General features: G+C 56.5%; 12 protein-coding genes and 1 pseudogene. 3 read left to right on the forward strand and 10 right to left on the reverse strand.

Going from position 1 to position 14,764, the window contains the following annotated elements:
* Positions 1-420 precede the first annotated feature (420 nt).
* From N6V40_RS05225 to N6V40_RS05245, 5 genes and pseudogenes are all read right to left on the reverse strand, one after another.
* Positions 421-1,898, reverse strand: a pseudogene (locus N6V40_RS05225) (amino acid permease).
* Positions 1,899-1,912: 14 nt separating this feature from the next.
* Positions 1,913-3,328, reverse strand: a complete 1,416-nt coding sequence (locus N6V40_RS05230; protein WP_262199275.1) for an aspartate ammonia-lyase — start codon at positions 3,326-3,328, stop codon at positions 1,913-1,915.
* A gap of 44 nt (positions 3,329-3,372) precedes the next feature.
* Entirely contained in the window at positions 3,373-4,368 is a 996-nt protein-coding gene (locus N6V40_RS05235; protein ID WP_262199276.1) for an asparaginase, read from the reverse strand.
* Positions 4,365-5,069 carry a FadR/GntR family transcriptional regulator gene (locus N6V40_RS05240; RefSeq protein ID WP_131089236.1) on the reverse strand — a complete coding sequence of 235 codons (705 nt, stop codon included), beginning with the start codon at positions 5,067-5,069 and terminating at the stop codon, positions 4,365-4,367. The genes N6V40_RS05235 and N6V40_RS05240 overlap by 4 nt, the downstream gene beginning before the upstream one ends.
* Positions 5,070-5,210: 141 nt before the next feature.
* A complete protein-coding gene (locus N6V40_RS05245) occupies positions 5,211-6,161 on the reverse strand; it encodes a beta-ketoacyl-ACP synthase III (protein ID WP_262199277.1) in 951 nt (316 codons plus the stop codon).
* 247 nt (positions 6,162-6,408) lie between these two features.
* Between N6V40_RS05245 and N6V40_RS05250 the strand changes: the two genes are divergently transcribed.
* Together N6V40_RS05250 and N6V40_RS05255 are read left to right on the forward strand one after the other, a co-directional pair.
* Entirely contained in the window at positions 6,409-7,239 is an 831-nt protein-coding gene (locus N6V40_RS05250; protein WP_262199278.1) for a metallophosphoesterase family protein, read from the forward strand.
* 63 nt (positions 7,240-7,302) lie between these two features.
* Positions 7,303-7,863, forward strand: coding sequence for a histidine phosphatase family protein (locus tag N6V40_RS05255; protein ID WP_262199279.1), 561 nt, complete (start codon positions 7,303-7,305; stop codon positions 7,861-7,863).
* Between the two features lie 70 nt (positions 7,864-7,933).
* Here the strand turns inward: N6V40_RS05255 and N6V40_RS05260 are convergent, their stop codons facing one another.
* The 5 genes from N6V40_RS05260 to N6V40_RS05280 all read right to left on the reverse strand — a co-directional run bounded on the left by N6V40_RS05260 (position 7,934) and on the right by N6V40_RS05280 (position 13,906).
* Positions 7,934-10,495 carry a hypothetical protein gene (locus tag N6V40_RS05260; RefSeq protein WP_262199281.1) on the reverse strand — a complete coding sequence of 854 codons (2,562 nt, stop codon included), beginning with the start codon at positions 10,493-10,495 and terminating at the stop codon, positions 7,934-7,936.
* A 238-nt stretch (positions 10,496-10,733) separates the two neighbouring features.
* A complete protein-coding gene (locus N6V40_RS05265) occupies positions 10,734-11,903 on the reverse strand; it encodes an acetyl-CoA C-acyltransferase (protein ID WP_262199282.1) in 1,170 nt (389 codons plus the stop codon).
* Positions 11,900-12,550: a CoA transferase subunit B gene (locus tag N6V40_RS05270; protein ID WP_131089230.1), complete on the reverse strand. Its 651-nt coding sequence runs from the start codon at positions 12,548-12,550 to the stop codon at positions 11,900-11,902. The genes N6V40_RS05265 and N6V40_RS05270 overlap by 4 nt, the downstream gene beginning before the upstream one ends.
* Before the next feature lie 2 nt (positions 12,551-12,552).
* Complete coding sequence (locus tag N6V40_RS05275) at positions 12,553-13,257, reverse strand: CoA transferase subunit A (protein WP_262199285.1); 705 nt, start codon at positions 13,255-13,257, stop codon at positions 12,553-12,555.
* Between the two features lie 163 nt (positions 13,258-13,420).
* A complete protein-coding gene (locus N6V40_RS05280) occupies positions 13,421-13,906 on the reverse strand; it encodes a VOC family protein (RefSeq protein ID WP_315973774.1) in 486 nt (161 codons plus the stop codon).
* Between the two features lie 40 nt (positions 13,907-13,946).
* Here N6V40_RS05280 and N6V40_RS05285 point away from each other — a divergent pair, with 40 nt between their 5' ends.
* On the forward strand, positions 13,947-14,735 hold the full coding sequence (locus tag N6V40_RS05285; RefSeq protein ID WP_262199289.1) for an IclR family transcriptional regulator: 789 nt from the start codon (positions 13,947-13,949) through the stop codon (positions 14,733-14,735).
* Positions 14,736-14,764: the final 29 nt, after the last annotated feature.

Raw genomic sequence — 14,764 nt, forward strand, 5'->3', positions numbered from 1 at the left:
AGCGCCAGGAGTAGGACCACGCAATAGGTTCTGTTGAAGAAGGTTGGCGAAGTTTTCGACGAAGAGACGCCAGCCTTCTTCGATAGGTAGCCAGCGAATTTTTCCCTGCCAAGTGACCTTGTCAGACAGGTGGAGCGAACTAGCTTCTGGTAGACCAGCGGTTCCAAGAAAATCTGGACTTGCGATGAACACTCTGAGGACCAGCGGCGCTTCGAATAGCTTCGCAAAGCGCAACATCATCTTGTGCCGATTGCACCAGTAAGTCGGGGTTATGCGTCGCGGGATTCAACGCTTAAAACAAGACCAGCAATTATCGGAGTCAGTACCTTGGCGGGTCTTTCAAAACAAAACAGCGGCCCGGGAAATCAGCTTGAAGCTGTGTTTCCCGGGCCGCAGTTTACGCGGTAAAAGCGAAGTCGCTTAGACCTCGTTCGCCGGCGCTTTGGCGTTCATGCGAGCCTGTGCCAGCTCGTTGATACGGCCGCGGCACAGGTACCAGCCACCGATGATCATCGGAATGATGATGACCAGTGAGGCGACGGTCCAGGTGCCTACCGGGTTATCGAAGGCCATCATGACCAGCACCATCACCAAGAAGGCCAGCGTGACCCAACCGGACACCGGTGCCCAAGGCATGCGGAAGCTTGGTCGATCTTGCTCACCACGCTTGACGGACTTCACCAGGGCCATCTGGCACAGCACGATCATGCCCCACGAGGCGATGATGCCAATGGCAGCAAAGTTCAAGACGATCTCAAACGCCGCAGCCGGAACAATAGCGTTGAGGATAACGCCGAGCACAGCAACTACCGCGGTAATCACGATGCCACCGTATGGAACGCCAGCTTTGTTCATGCGGCCTGCGAACTTTGGTGCCGAACCGTTTAGCGACATGGAGCGCATGATGCGACCGGTGGAGTACAGGCCAGCGTTCAATGAGGACAGCGCTGCGGTGAGCACCACGAGGTTCATGATGACGTCCATGCCCTTGACGCCAATGGAACCAAAGAAGGTTACAAATGGTGACTCTCCGGAGCTGTAAGCGGAGTAAGGAAGCAACAGCGAAAGCAGAACCAGCGAGCCAATGTAGAACACAGCTATACGGATGATCACGGTGTTGATGGCCTTAGGCATAACCTTCTCGGGGTTCTTTGCCTCACCGGCTGCGGTACCAATCAGCTCGATCGAAGCGTAGGAGAAGACCACGCCCTGCATCAGAACCAGCACCGGCATAAAGCCGTTAGGCAAGATGCCACCGTTGCCGGTGATCAGTGAGAAGCCAACTTCTTGGCCCTCAACCGGGGTACCGAAGATGACAAAGTAGCAACCGATGATCAAGAAGGCCACCAGTGCGATGACCTTGATCAGCGCAAACCAGAATTCCATCTCGCCAAAGGCCTTGACCGAAATCAGGTTCAGAGCCAGCACCACGGCCAGCGCTGCCAGCGCCCAAACCCACTGTGGCACCGCGCCGATCCAGGCGACGTACTTGCCGAAGAAGCCCATATACAAGGCGACCGCGGTGATGTCGACAATCGCGGTCATCACCCAGTTCAGCCAGTACAACCAACCGGTGGCAAAGGCAGCCTTCTCGCCGTAGAACTCACGAGCATAGGAAACAAAGGAGCCGGTGGATGGTCGGTGCATGACCAGTTCGCCCAGCGCACGCAGAATCAGGAAGGCAAAAAGCCGCAGACTGCGTAGCTGACCACGATGCCCGGTCCGGCATCGGCCAGTCGGCCACCGGCACCCATGAACAGGCCAGTTCCGATGGCGCCGCCCATGGCGATCATCTGCATCTGTCGCGAGGACAAGCCCTTGTGGTAATCATTATCGCCAGCGGTGAGCGCGGCATCAGGCACGTGCGGCGCTGTGGCGTGCGGGGTAGATGAGTCCATGAGGATCCTTGAAATTAGTCGGAGAGGTTAGCGAGGCGCTCAGGGGAGAGCAACTCATTGAGATCTTGTGCAGAAAGCAACCCGCGTTCGAGTACTAACTCTGCAACGCCACGTCCGGTAGCCAATGCTTCCAGAGCCACCGAAGTGGATGCGGCATAGCCTAGGCGTGGGTTCAGCGCGGTCACCAGACCGATGGAGTTCTCCACCTCACGGCGTAACGCTTGCTCATCAACGGTGATGCCGTCGATGCATTTCTCGGCCAGGGTCAAGCAACCATTGGTCAGGTGCTTAAGTGAAAGTCCGATGGAATGTGCGATCACTGGTTCAAAGGCGTTCAGCTGTAGCTGACCACCTTCGGCCGCCATGGTGACGGTCAAGTCATGACCGACCACCTGGTAAGCGATCTGGTTAACAACCTCAGGGATCACTGGGTTGACCTTGCCGGGCATAATCGAGGAACCGGACTGAACGGCAGGCAGATGCAAGTCGTTCAGGCCAGCGCGCGGACCGGAAGAAAGTAGACGCAGGTCGTTGCAGATCTTGGAGATCTTCAACGCCACGCGCTTGAGCACGCCGGAGAGGTGCACAAAGGCGCCCACATCGCTGGTGGCTTCGATTAGGTCAGGGCTGGTGGTCAGCGGCAGACCGGTCAGTTCACGCAAGTGACGGCAGACGGCTTCGGCGTAACCGGCCGGTGCGTTCAGACCGGTACCGATGGCGGTAGCGCCCAAGTTGATTTCGGTCACGAGCGACAGTGACTCAGCTAGACGTGCCCGGTCTTCACCCAGGGTGACGGCCCACCCGTGGAACTCCTGGCCCACGGTCATTGGCACAGCGTCCTGAAGCTGGGTGCGGCCCATCTTGACCACGGTGCGGAATTCCGCGGCCTTGGCGTTGCACGAATCTTCGAGCACCTGCATCGCTGCCAGCAGCGGCTGGGTAGCAAAGTGGGTGGCGATGTTCACCGCGGTGGGGTACGCGTCATTGGTGGACTGCGAGAGGTTCACATGATCGTTCGGGTGCAGGAACTGGTAGTCACCCTTTTGGTGGCCCAGGATTTCCAGGGCCAGGTTGGCGATGACCTCGTTGGCGTTCATGTTGGTGCTGGTGCCGGCGCCGCCCTGGATCGGATCCAGGATGAACTGGTCGTGCAGCGAGCCGTGGGCGATGGACTCGCAGGCCTGGTCGATGGCCCGGGCGCGGTCGGCGTCCAGCAGTCCCAGCTCGTGGTTGGCGCGGGCCGCGGACTGCTTCACGCGCGCCAGTGCGCGGATCAGGTGCGGGTTGCCAGCCAGGGTGGTGCCGGTGATGTTGAAGTTGTTCTTGGCGCGCAGGGTGTGCACGCCCCAGTAGGCCTCCACAGGGATGTCGAGGTCGCCAATCAGATCATGCTCGCTACGCGTTTCGCCGCTGAGCAAGGTTTCAGACATGGTGGATGTATCTCCAAAAAGGTAGTTATGCGAAAAAGAGAAATCTAGAGAGCCTTGAGCACCCCGACGGGTGCACCGCCACCAAGTGCTGGGCTGGTGGCCAGTTCGGCCAGGGCCGCGGGTGCTGCTTCGCCGAGGAACTCGGTGAGTAGCTTGATGGTGATCGGCATGCGTGCACGGTCCCCGCCGTCGGCGATTTTTACTGCCAGCGCGGTGCCATCGGGTAGTGCGACCGCCTGGATGCCTTCGAAGCCGTCTTTGGCTACGGCCCTGGGAAGTGCACGCATGAGGGCGGTGACATCGCGGCCCTCACCGGCCACCAATTCTGGGTGGGTGGACATCGCTTTGGCCACGCGGGCCTCGGGGGTGCCGGCCTTGGCAGATGCCAGGCGAGCAAAACCGCGGGCCAAACCAACAAGGCTGATCAGGTACACCGGGGTGCCGCAACCATCGGTGCTCACCCCGCTGATCTTTTCACCGGTGAGCTCTTCGACGGTGTCCTGCAGCATCTGTAGCAAACGCTCATCGTGCAGGTAGTTGGCGGTATCCCAACCCTTTAGTTCGCTCAGCGCTACCAGAGCTGCATGCTTGCCCGAGCAGTTCTGTGCCAGCTGGGTAGCGGTGCCGCCCTGTGCCACATAGGCTTGGCGTTCGGGCACACCGTAGGGCAAGTCGGTGGAATTGCCCAAGGCCGTAGCGTCGAGGCCAGCAGCCTTCAGTGTGGAAGCGGCCACCTGCTGGTGGATCGGTGCACCGGAGTGGCTAGCTGAAGCCAGGGCCAACTGCTGGTCATCAAGTTCAAGACCGGCACGCAGCATGCCTACCGCGAACAGTGGCTTCAGGGCTGAGCGTGGGTAGTACGCAGCCTGCGGTTCGCCATAGCTGGTGCGGACTTCACCGTTGGCATCAAGCAGAACTGCCGAGCCGTAGTGGATGGACTCCACTGCATCACCACGGGTAGCCACCACCAACGGCTCATGTTTGGCCAGCACCGGGTTTTCTAGCTGGGTGATCTGCGGCTGGGACGGGGCGGGGTTCACTGATTGCTCCTGACGATGGTGGACACTGCGTGTTGCACTGCGGAAAGGTGATCACTCATGGCTTGGTTGGCGCCATCAGGATCTTTGGCTTCGATGGCCCGGAAAATGGCCAGATGCTCGTTTTTAGAAGGGTCTCGGCGACCGGCCACGAGGTTCACGGTTTCGGACTGACGGGCCATGGCTTCGCGAATGTCGGCCACCACTTTGGTGAACACCGAGTTGCCGCTGGCTTGGGCGATGGCGGCGTGGAAGGCTGCGTCTAGTTCTACCCAGGCGGCCGCGTCATCTTCCTGATCCATCTGCTCAATGAGCCCGCTGATGCGTTCTAGGTCTTCGGAAGTACGTCGAGTCGCGGCGAGCGTGGCGGCCGGAATCTCGATATGTGGGCGGGCTTCGAGTAGATCATCGGAGGAGAAATTACCCAGCTTGAGTTCGCGGGTGGGGCAGTGCGAAATAACAAACGTGCCACGGCCGGTTTCGGTCCGTGTCAGTCCAAGGGCTGCGCAGGAGCGAAGGGCTTCGCGAATCACCGAGCGGCTGACTTGGTAGCCGGCAGCGAGGGCGGCTTCTGAGCCTAACTTGCTGCCAAGTGGGATTTCTTGGGCTTCAATGGCCAAGCGGAGTGCGTGGAATACGGCTTCGGCAGCAGAGCGTCGCTCAATCGGCCGTTGTCCGGGTGTCCAGCTGTCTGACAGGTTCACGTTTACCAGTCTGCGGTGTGATCCACCCAACGTCAAGTTCGCTGGGTCACTAATTTTTTGCACAAAATTAGGGACTTGGTTCACGGCACGTAAACCAAGCCCCTGATTTGGGTAGATAGAAGAAAAGTCTTTTTCAGCTACTTACGGGATGGTGATGATTTGACCTGCGTAGGCCAGTCCGCCACCAAAAGCGAAGAGCAATACCTTGGAACCGGATGCCAATGGCTCATTCGATGCCATCATCTTGGACAAAGCCAGCGGCATGGAAGCAGCTGAAGTATTGCCCGAGTGAACCACGTCGGTAGCGACTCGTGCGTTGGGAGCACCAATCTTTTCGGCCAGTGGCTCAATGATGCGCAAGTTAGCCTGGTGCAGGACGATAGCGTCCAGCTCCTCTGGCTTCAGACCTGCACGGTCAATGATCTTCGAAGCGATCTTTGGAAGCTGGGTGACGGTCCAGCGGTAAACGCTCTGACCGTTCTGCGCGAACTTCATGTTGTTTTCGGTTTCAATGCGGACCGCGTCCGACAGGGAAGGAACCGAGCCCCAAACAACTGGTGAGATGCCGTTGTCTTCCGAAGCGGTGATGATGAAAGCGCCGGCGCCGTCTGCGGTCAAAACGCAGGTGGTGCGGTCGGTGAAGTCGGTGTAATCGGTCAGCATTTCCGAACCGATAACCAATGCCTTGGTGGCTGAGCCTGAAGCAATGGCGCCCTGGGCTAGACCAACTGCGTGGGCAAAGCCTGCACAAGCGACGTTGACGTCCAGTGCGGCTGGACCCTGGTCCATGCCCAATACGTTGGCCACACGAGCTGCCATATTAGGCGAGCGGTCGGTGGCGGTGCAGGTGGCGACAATAACCATGTCGATATCAGCAGCGGTTATATCGGTGGCGTTGCCCAATGCCATCTCGGCGGCCTTGATAGCCATGGAGTCTACGGTTTCTACTCCGGTGCCCCAACGACGTTCTTCAATGCCAACGCGACGAGTGATCCACTCGTCGCTGGTTTCCACCAACTTTTCCAGCTCGGTGTTAGGGACGATGCGCTCTGGCTGGAAATGGCCAAAGGCGACGACTTTGCTGCCGGTCATGGATATAGCTCCTCGGTGGATTCAAATCTGCTCTTCTAAGGTTAGTCGTTTAATGTGCTACTCGCTGTTCATGTACCTCAGAATGCATGTATTGCTGGATACATCCGTGTATTTTGTCCTAATTCGTTCGGTTATCGAGAAGCTGGGATTTGTTAGGACTTCACATCGTGTCAGTTCCTTGTTCATCTCTTCTTTAGAACAGAACAGTTCAATGGAATGAACAGCAGCACGACGCGGGGAGGGAACGATGAAGCCACTGACAGTTATTCATCTGAGCGACACTCACCTCTGCCGCGACGGGCAATTACTCCACGAGACCATCGATTCGTGGCAGCAAATTGAACTTGCGCTAGAAGCAGCACGGGCGTTCTCGCCCGACGCGATTGTCCTCACCGGGGATATTGCGGACCGCGGAGCACCCATTCACTCTCGGGCAGCCAAACTGTTCAACGAGTTCCAAGAGGAACTGGGTTGTCCGGTGATCAGTATTCCAGGCAACCACGATCCAGCCCGAAGTGTTGGAGCTGAATTTAATACCCGAAGACTTTCAACTGGACCTCACCCGGCCAATACCGTGCACGAGGTTATGGGCCTAAGAATTATTGGTCTAGACAGTGGTGGGTACCAGCAAAGGCAAGGAGAGCTGGATCGCGCCCAGCTGCAATGGCTCGAATCGTTGCTGACGGTTCCAGCTCCGCGCGGTTCGCTCCTACTGATTCACCATCCCCCGGTGGAAGCAACCAGCGAGTTTAGAGCCGGCCGAGGACTCAAAGATCCCATGGCATTGGCCGCGGTCATTGCGGGCAGTGACATCAGAGCCATCTTGTGCGGGCACTACCACCAGGCCGCAAGCAGTCAGCTACTAAATACTCCGGTATTCATGGCGCCGGCTGTCTCCTACAACATGAATCCATTTGCTTCAGATGAAGTTTTGGAAGAATCCGGAGCGAAATTTGCGCTCCTGCAATTGGGACTGAACACAGTGAACTGGTCCGGTGCTTCAAGCGATCAGTTCACCGGTATGCCACGGGACGTGGCCTTACCCGCTCCAGTCAGTATTTACGAGAACACTGACTGATCCACAGAGAACTTCGCACCGCAGGAAAGAAAACTAGCGGTGCACGCCAGAAAGAAGAAGACGATGAGCGAACAGAAAATTGTATTGATCCGCCACGGACAGACCGAATGGAACAAAGCAGGCCGACTTCATGGACGAAGCGACTTGCCAATGAACGAAACCGGCGTACGCCAAGCCCAGCAGCTGGCTCAGGAATTTGCCGTACAGGGTCCGTGGGCCGCCGTGTATTCATCCCCGCTCTTCCGGGCATTACAAACTGCACAGATTATTTCCAAGGGAATCGGCACCCGTGCCCTGTACGAAAACCCTGAACTCATGGAACAAGACTTTGGCGACTGGGAAGGCAAGCTTGTTGGCCACCCTGCTGATGAGCAGCGACAGCTACACATTGGTTCCGGCGAAACGGAGAAACATCTTGTGGAGCGAGCGGTCAACGCCTTGTTCAAGATTTGCCAGCAGCACGCAGGCGAAAATGTTTTGGTAGTCAGCCATGGAGCACTGATCAGCTCTGTACTTAGCGCACTGACCGGTGAATCTGATCCGCGGGTAGCCAACGGAACCTATCGCGAACTAGATGCGCGGTTGCTGAACAACTACGTGTCCCGAGAACCACTGAGCCACTAAAAGCGACTGCACTAAATAGGTCCGCGGGCTGGTCAAGAGACCAACCCGCGGACTTATTTGCTAGGCGTTTTTACCACCAAGATGAATCGGTGACGGTAACAACCGGTTGTCCGGTGCTCCAATCGATGTTGCCCGTGAAGCTCCGTTCGATTTCTTCCTCGTCGTAGTCGATGTACTCTTTGTCCGTTTGCTTGTATTTGAACGTGACAGGCGAGCTTTCGAAGGTATCCATTCCTTCAAGCGCTACTTGCTCGGCCTGTTTCTTCACCGAGAAGGACTCTAGATCTTTGGCCTGCAACTCATAAGGGCAGCCCTCATCGAGATTGGTCGGTGCGGTGACACAAGCGGTAGAAAACGCTCGTACCTTCTCCAGCACAAGTTGATCAACCTTTGCCGTGGCCACGGTGCTCAGAGTAACGGCGGCTTCCAGATCATCTGGGTGATTTGCGCGCAATTGCTGAACATCAGTTTCTTGGTATTCAGTGCTTGGGGCCGTGACGTTGTAGATGCCAGGGTAAACGTAGTAGTCACCGCTGTAGGAGGAGGAAGTTTCATCAAAGAACGATTCGCCCTCACCAAGGTGAACCTGTTCCTTGCCAACGGTGACATCCGAGACTAGACCCGAACTGATTTTTACTGGCACCAGTAGCGGTTCGTTCAGTTCCCAGGTATCAAGCAGCCCGAACTCTTTGTCCCCGCGGTCTACGCTAAAGACTTTTTCATGCTGTTCACCGTTAATGGCGTAGGTCGCGCGGATAGTTGCTGAACTGTCGTCCTTGGACTCACGTTTAACATCGACAACCTCCAAACGCTGCTCGGCCCCAGCCATTGCGTCATCTGTGAGCAGAACGCGGGAAGCATTATCAATGCCCGGGTCAACCATTTCCCCGGCCTTGTCTGCTTTTCCATCAGCCAGCAGGGATAGATACTGCTCGACCTGTGCCTCTGGTTTTCGCTGAGAATTCAGGTAGGTCACGGCACCAATGCCGAGACCTACAAGGACCGCCAAACCGAGTACGCCAAATCCAACAGCTTTTGCCTTCGTCTTGGATGCTGCGGAGGCTGGCTGAAGTGCAGGCGCTGGGCCTACAGGGGAGACCGGTGCGGTGTTGGCGCTCGCAGCTGGTGCTGCGGCAAACGAAGTTGTGGCCGGTTCGGTGGTGGTGACCGGCATGGTGGTGGTCGGAGTAGCTGGCGCTGGTGCTACTGAGGCTGCTGGTGCTGCAGGTGCCGTCGCGACTGGAGCCTGTGACTGTCCGGAGATCCAGCGTTCCGTAGCAGCTTTACCACCCAGAACGCCGAGTAGCGCTGGGAAGTAGCGGTAGACCTGAAGCGGCAGAAGTTCGGCGAGCACCGAGACGATAGCTGCACCGATGGCTAGGAAAATCACGGAATACCAAGTGATGCCGAAGGAGACATCTGCGTTCATGTTGCCCAGTTCGCCAGCGCTGATCTTGCCTCCCAAGGAAAGGCTGGTTAGCCACGCGAGAATCATCCATAGGACGAGTGTGACAACCGGTAGCTGCCATACCCGCTGCCAGTTGATTCCACTGGTACGGGTGCGGTGAATGCCGACTCGAATCGCCACGGCAACAACCAAGAGAACAGTAAGGACAATCAGCCAAGCGCCCTTACCGTCGGCGAAGTCCCAGATCCGGTACGCGGAGGTTGGGATGGAATCTCCGGTGAAGTTTTCCAGGGTCGAAGCGGCACCAGAAATGTTTGGAGCCACCGCACCGAGGACGCCCAAAGCACCAAGGTAGGCGCCTAGGGTTCCAAGCAAAGGAAGCAACATCAGAGTCATGCTCCACGGCATGTCTTCGCTCTTGTTGACCAATACGATGATGACGCCGACTACGGCAAAGACCGTCAAGACAGCAACAACAAGAGTAATTGCCTCACGTGCACCGTTCATCAGCGGAGTTTCAGCGCTGGATCGAGCTGGGGCAGTGGCAATGAACTGTGAGAAGAATACAGTGAGCAGAACAGTGAAGAAGACGCCAGCGTACCGCGGCGAAATCGTTGCACTCACGAATTCCATGGCTTCCATACTGAGCTTGCCAAAGAGCGAAATGATCAAGAAGACCAGTGCAAGAACCAGTGCGTGCAGTCCCGAATTCAGAGCGGCGCTCTTCCAACCACCGGCAGGAACGCCTCGCTTGAGTTTGCGAACTACCAGGTAGTTTGTAATGCAGATTGCGAGAATCGCAGTGATCGAGACAAGCGAGAGCGCTAGGTGCGCTTCTCCGGACATGCCGAAGCCACCACCGTTGCCCGAAATCTTCAGGCCACCGCCGAGCATGGTGCTAAATAGCAAGATGAAGGCTTTGAATGAGTTGAGTTGCGAGGCTAACCCTGCGTCTGAGTAGTCAGAGTAATCGCTAGCCCCTGATTCCTTAGCCGCGGATGCCAACGGAATAAGGTAACAAAGGGCAAGTACGATAGCGATAACCGCAATAGCGCCGGCCTGAATTGCGAGCAATTGAAGGCTAGCTTTGGACTTGAGGTCCACTAGCGCGTCAATAACCTTTTTTACCTGCGGATTTTGTCCGGCTGGTGCCAGCGGTGGTGGCGGAGGATTGGAGGGCGTTTGAGGCGCCTTTGGTTCATCCGGTTGTTGCAAATTTTCCAATGGAAGTCCTGACGTGGTGCGATGATGATCAAGCAATGGCAAAACTCGTCGCATTAAAGTCGAACGAGTTGAAATTTGGCCTACCAATTTCATATCACAGAACGCGGACAAAATACCTCCGAATAGAGACTGTGACGCTGTTTCAAAGCCTGAATTCGCTTTTCATTACGCACATAAAAAGCCGGGGTCAATGAATATCAAAATTCATTGACCCCGGCTTGGTCACCGGAACTCCGATTTAGAGAGAACGAAGCAGTACCGCGGTGCCTTGTCCGCCACCACCACAAATACCAATGGCGCCCAAGGAACCGGCAGGTAGCTCCTGCAGCTGTCGAGCCAAGGTGCCAATGATGCGAGCGCCCGAAGCGCCGATCGGGTGACCCAAAGCGGTGGCTCCACCATGCTGATTTACGATGGACTCATTGATGCCCAGAAGTTTGGTGGACTCAACAACTACCGCGGTGAAGGCTTCATTGATTTCAACCGCCTTCAGGTTTTCAGCCTTTTCGCCGGCCTTCTGCAAGGCGGCGGCAATCGCATTTGAAGGCTGCTCATGCAAGGTGCGTCCTGGGCCAGCGACAAATGCGTGCGAGACGATTTCGGCCGAAGCGGTCAGGCCAAGACGTTTAATGGCGGCGTCGCTGGCCAAGACCACGGCGGCAGCACCGTCGGTGATCTGCGATGAGTTACCTGCCGTGATCGTTCCGTCCTTCGCGAATGAGGGGCGCAACTTAGCTAGGGTTTCTACAGTGGTGGTGTCACGAATGCCATCATCTTCGGAGTAGGTTGTTTCGCCCTTGCGGGTGGTGACGGTGAACGGAGCAATTTCACCGGCGGTAAATTCGCGAGAGACTGCAGCCTTCTGGTGCGACTGCGCGGCAATCTTGTCCTGAGACTCACGGGTGATGGAAAGTTCGCCGTTGTGCTCTTCGGTCGAAGCACCCATGGAACGTTTTTCTGCCGCGTCGGTCAGACCATCGTGGGCCATGGTGTCAATCATTTCGATGGCACCGTACTTAACACCAGCACGAGCTCGTTGTGCGTGGGGAGCAAGAGTCATGGACTCCTGACCGATGGCAAGAACTACATCTGCTTCACCGCTATTGATGAGTCGGGCACCGGCGACCACTGCCTCGGCGCCGGAGAGGCAGACCGCGTTCACCGCAATGGATGGAACGTTCAGGGGAATACCTGCGCCAACTGCAGATTGGCGCGCAGGGTTCTGACCGGCTGCCCCCTGAAGTACCTGACCGACGATAACTTGCTCTACTTCTTTGGGGTCAACACCGGCGCGTTCCAACGCGGCTTTAGCCGCGTGTGCACCAAGCTCTGTGGCTGGAACATTGGCGAAAACGCCGTTGAACTTTACAAAGGGTGTGCGGGCGTAACCAACAATTTTTGCGCTCATGCGTTCAGATCCTCCAGGATGTCGACGGCAAATTTAGCTGCCGTGATCTCTTTAATAGTTTCTACGGTTTCACCGGGGGCCACTGCGCGCAAGGTCAAGGCGCCGTTCTCAATGTCGAACACTGCCCGGTCGGTGATAATTCTGTTGACTACGCCAACGCCGGTCAGCGGTAAATCGCAGCTCTCCACGATCTTGCTGGTGCCGTCTTTGGCTGTGTGGTCGGTTAGCACGATCACTCGTGGCGTTCCAGCAACGAGGTCCATGGCGCCACCCATACCTTTGACGAGTTTGCCAGGGATGGTCCAGTTGGCGAGGTCGCCGTTGGCGGCTACCTGTAATGCACCAAGAATGGCGGTCTGTACATGGCCTCCACGGATCATTCCGAACGAGGTTGCTGAGTCGAAGAAGCTGCCACCGGGCAAGATGGTAACGGTTTGTTTTCCGGCGTTGATTAGATCTGCGTCTTCTTCACCCTCGTATGGGAACGGGCCCATGCCCAGCAGACCATTTTCACTTTGGAGTTTGACCGAGACACCTTCGGGTAGGTGATTGGCGACCAAGGTAGGAATTCCAATACCGAGATTGACGTATTGTCCGTCGGCTAATTCGCTGGCTGCAATGGATGCCATTTCATCACGTGTCCACATGTTTAGGCCTCCTGCTTGCTGCGTACGGTGCGCTGTTCAATGTCCTTGACTCCGTCGGTGGCCACCAAGGTCTGCACAAAAATACCCGGGGTCTCTACCATTGAAGGGTCAAGATAGTCATCAAGAATTTCTTCGGCTTCGGCGAAGGTGTGGCGGCCAGACATGGCAGCCAACGGGTTGAAGTTCATTGAGGTCATGCGGTAGCGCAGATTGCCTTCGGCGTCTGCTTGGTAGGCCTTGACCAAAGCGATGTCCGCAAAGATGCCTCGCTCTAGGATTGCATGCTTGCCGTTGAATTCCATGACTTCTTTGCCTTCAGCCACCGGTGTTCCGACTCCGGTCGGAGTGAAGAACGCAGGAATGCCCACTCCGCCAGCACGCAATCTTTCGGCTAGTGTCCCTTGCGGGCAAAACTCAACTTCAAGTTCTCCGTCGAGGAACTGTTTGGCAAAGAGTTTATTTTCGCCAACGTAGGAGGCCAGAACCTTGGATACCTGATGATTTTCTAGAAGGATCCCTAAGCCTTTACCGTCCACGCCCATGTTGTTGGAGACGATGGTGAGGTTGGTTGCTTTGGAATCCCGCAATGCGGTGATCAGTCTGTTGGGAATGCCGGAAAGGCCAAAGCCGCCCACGGCGATGGTCATTCCATCTTTTACTACTGCGGCTAGTTCTGCTGCCGCGTCTTCTCGAAACTTCGTTGTCATCGATTTCTCCCTGCGTCCACTATGTGGAGAGCGGTTATGTCTTGCTATAAACCTACGTAGTCGCAGATGAGCATTCAATAGTGATCACTGGATTGGACGCATATTGATCGGATAGTGAAGAAAGTTAGACAGCTTGTCCATAATATGAACGCAAGTTTTGAAGCTAGACGACATCAAATTCGTTGCCTTCAGGATCTGCCATGCAAGCGGCGAAATGATCCATCTCCGGTAGATCCATCACGCTGCGGATGCTCGCGCCGAGAGCCACCAAACGTTCGGCTTCTTTGTTGACCTGCGCCTTGCGTTCTTCAAAAGGGACGCTGCGTCCTCCGCCAACTAAGAGATCAACATGCAGACGATTCTTGATGCTCTTGGATTCAGGAACCTGCTGGAACCACCAGCGCGGTCCGTGTCCTTGCGGATCGATGAGCGACTCGGGGATATCGCCGGCGCCTGGTGGCAACTCTTCGGCGGGCACGCCCATGGCCTGCCAATATGAACGCCAGGTGGTGTGGGGGCTTGGTGGTGGTTCGGGGATGTAGTGCATTGCCTGCGACCAGAACTCGACCATTACGCGCGGATCATTACAGTCAATTACCAATTGCCATGAACTCTTCATGCCCCACAGTATGCACCTAGTTGGCGACATAAAAGAGGGAGAGTCAAAAAGAATCGTCCATAATATGGGCATGAGCAATTTACCGGCCGGAGCCCAAGTGGTTGGCCGACTGGCTACCGTACTGAGAACGGTGAGCGCCTCGATGCCGCAGGGCATCACAACCAGTGAGGCCGCACGTGCCGCAGGCTTGGCCAGGCCTACAGTGCATCGACTGCTATCGGCCTTGGCCACCGAGGGTTTCTGTGACCACGACCGAAAGACCGGCAAGTGGCTACTTGGCCCGGAGCTCTACCTCATGGGAGCGGTGGCCGCCGAGCGATACGACATCAGCGAGCTGGCTCGTGAACACGTCACGGCATTGGCAGAAGCTACCGGAGAATCTGCCTTTCTTTCTGCGCGACGCTCAGATGAAACGGTGTGCCTCCTACGTCAAGATGGCGCCTTCCCCATTCGTTCCTTTGTGCTTTACGAAGGGCGTCGCTTCCCGCTGGGTGTGGCATCGGCGGGCATGGCCATCCTTGCTTTCCTGCCCGAGGAGAGTATGAAGCGCTATCTCGCTAGCGCTCAGTTAGAGGCCGAATACGGTTCTGCGCACAGTGCTAAGGAATTGCGTAAGAAGATCGCCGAAACCAGAAAAGCTGGTTACTCCATCAACCCCGGACTCATCGTTGAGGGCAGCTGGGGAATGGGTGCAGCGGTCTTTGATAGCTCTGGACAACCTGCCTGGGCGTTGAGCTTGACCGGCATCCACACGCGCTTTGAACAAGAGCGCCGCGAGGAATTGGGGCAACTTCTTTTGCACCACGCCCATGAGCTCTCGACCAAGCTGGCCGCGCGGACCAGTGGTGCTCGGATGTAGCGCTTAGCTGGTTGCTAGAAAACTGCGGT

The sequence above is a fragment of the Glutamicibacter sp. M10 genome (assembly GCF_025452055.1).
GTDB lineage: Bacteria > Actinomycetota > Actinomycetes > Actinomycetales > Micrococcaceae > Glutamicibacter.

What these genes read in the sequence shown, in the direction of transcription:
- N6V40_RS05285 (WP_262199289.1), top strand. Translation starts at nt 13,947, where the DNA reads ATGAGCAATTTACCGGCCGGAGCCCAAGTGGTTGGCCGACTGGCTACC.
- N6V40_RS05250 (WP_262199278.1), top strand. Translation starts at nt 6,409, where the DNA reads ATGAAGCCACTGACAGTTATTCATCTGAGCGACACTCACCTCTGCCGC.
- N6V40_RS05230 (WP_262199275.1), bottom strand. Translation starts at nt 3,328, where the DNA reads ATGTCTGAAACCTTGCTCAGCGGCGAAACGCGTAGCGAGCATGATCTG.
- N6V40_RS05255 (WP_262199279.1), top strand. Translation starts at nt 7,303, where the DNA reads ATGAGCGAACAGAAAATTGTATTGATCCGCCACGGACAGACCGAATGG.
- N6V40_RS05275 (WP_262199285.1), bottom strand. Translation starts at nt 13,257, where the DNA reads ATGACAACGAAGTTTCGAGAAGACGCGGCAGCAGAACTAGCCGCAGTA.
- N6V40_RS05265 (WP_262199282.1), bottom strand. Translation starts at nt 11,903, where the DNA reads ATGAGCGCAAAAATTGTTGGTTACGCCCGCACACCCTTTGTAAAGTTC.
- N6V40_RS05270 (WP_131089230.1), bottom strand. Translation starts at nt 12,550, where the DNA reads ATGTGGACACGTGATGAAATGGCATCCATTGCAGCCAGCGAATTAGCC.
- N6V40_RS05280 (WP_315973774.1), bottom strand. Translation starts at nt 13,906, where the DNA reads ATGTCGCCAACTAGGTGCATACTGTGGGGCATGAAGAGTTCATGGCAA.
- N6V40_RS05245 (WP_262199277.1), bottom strand. Translation starts at nt 6,161, where the DNA reads ATGACCGGCAGCAAAGTCGTCGCCTTTGGCCATTTCCAGCCAGAGCGC.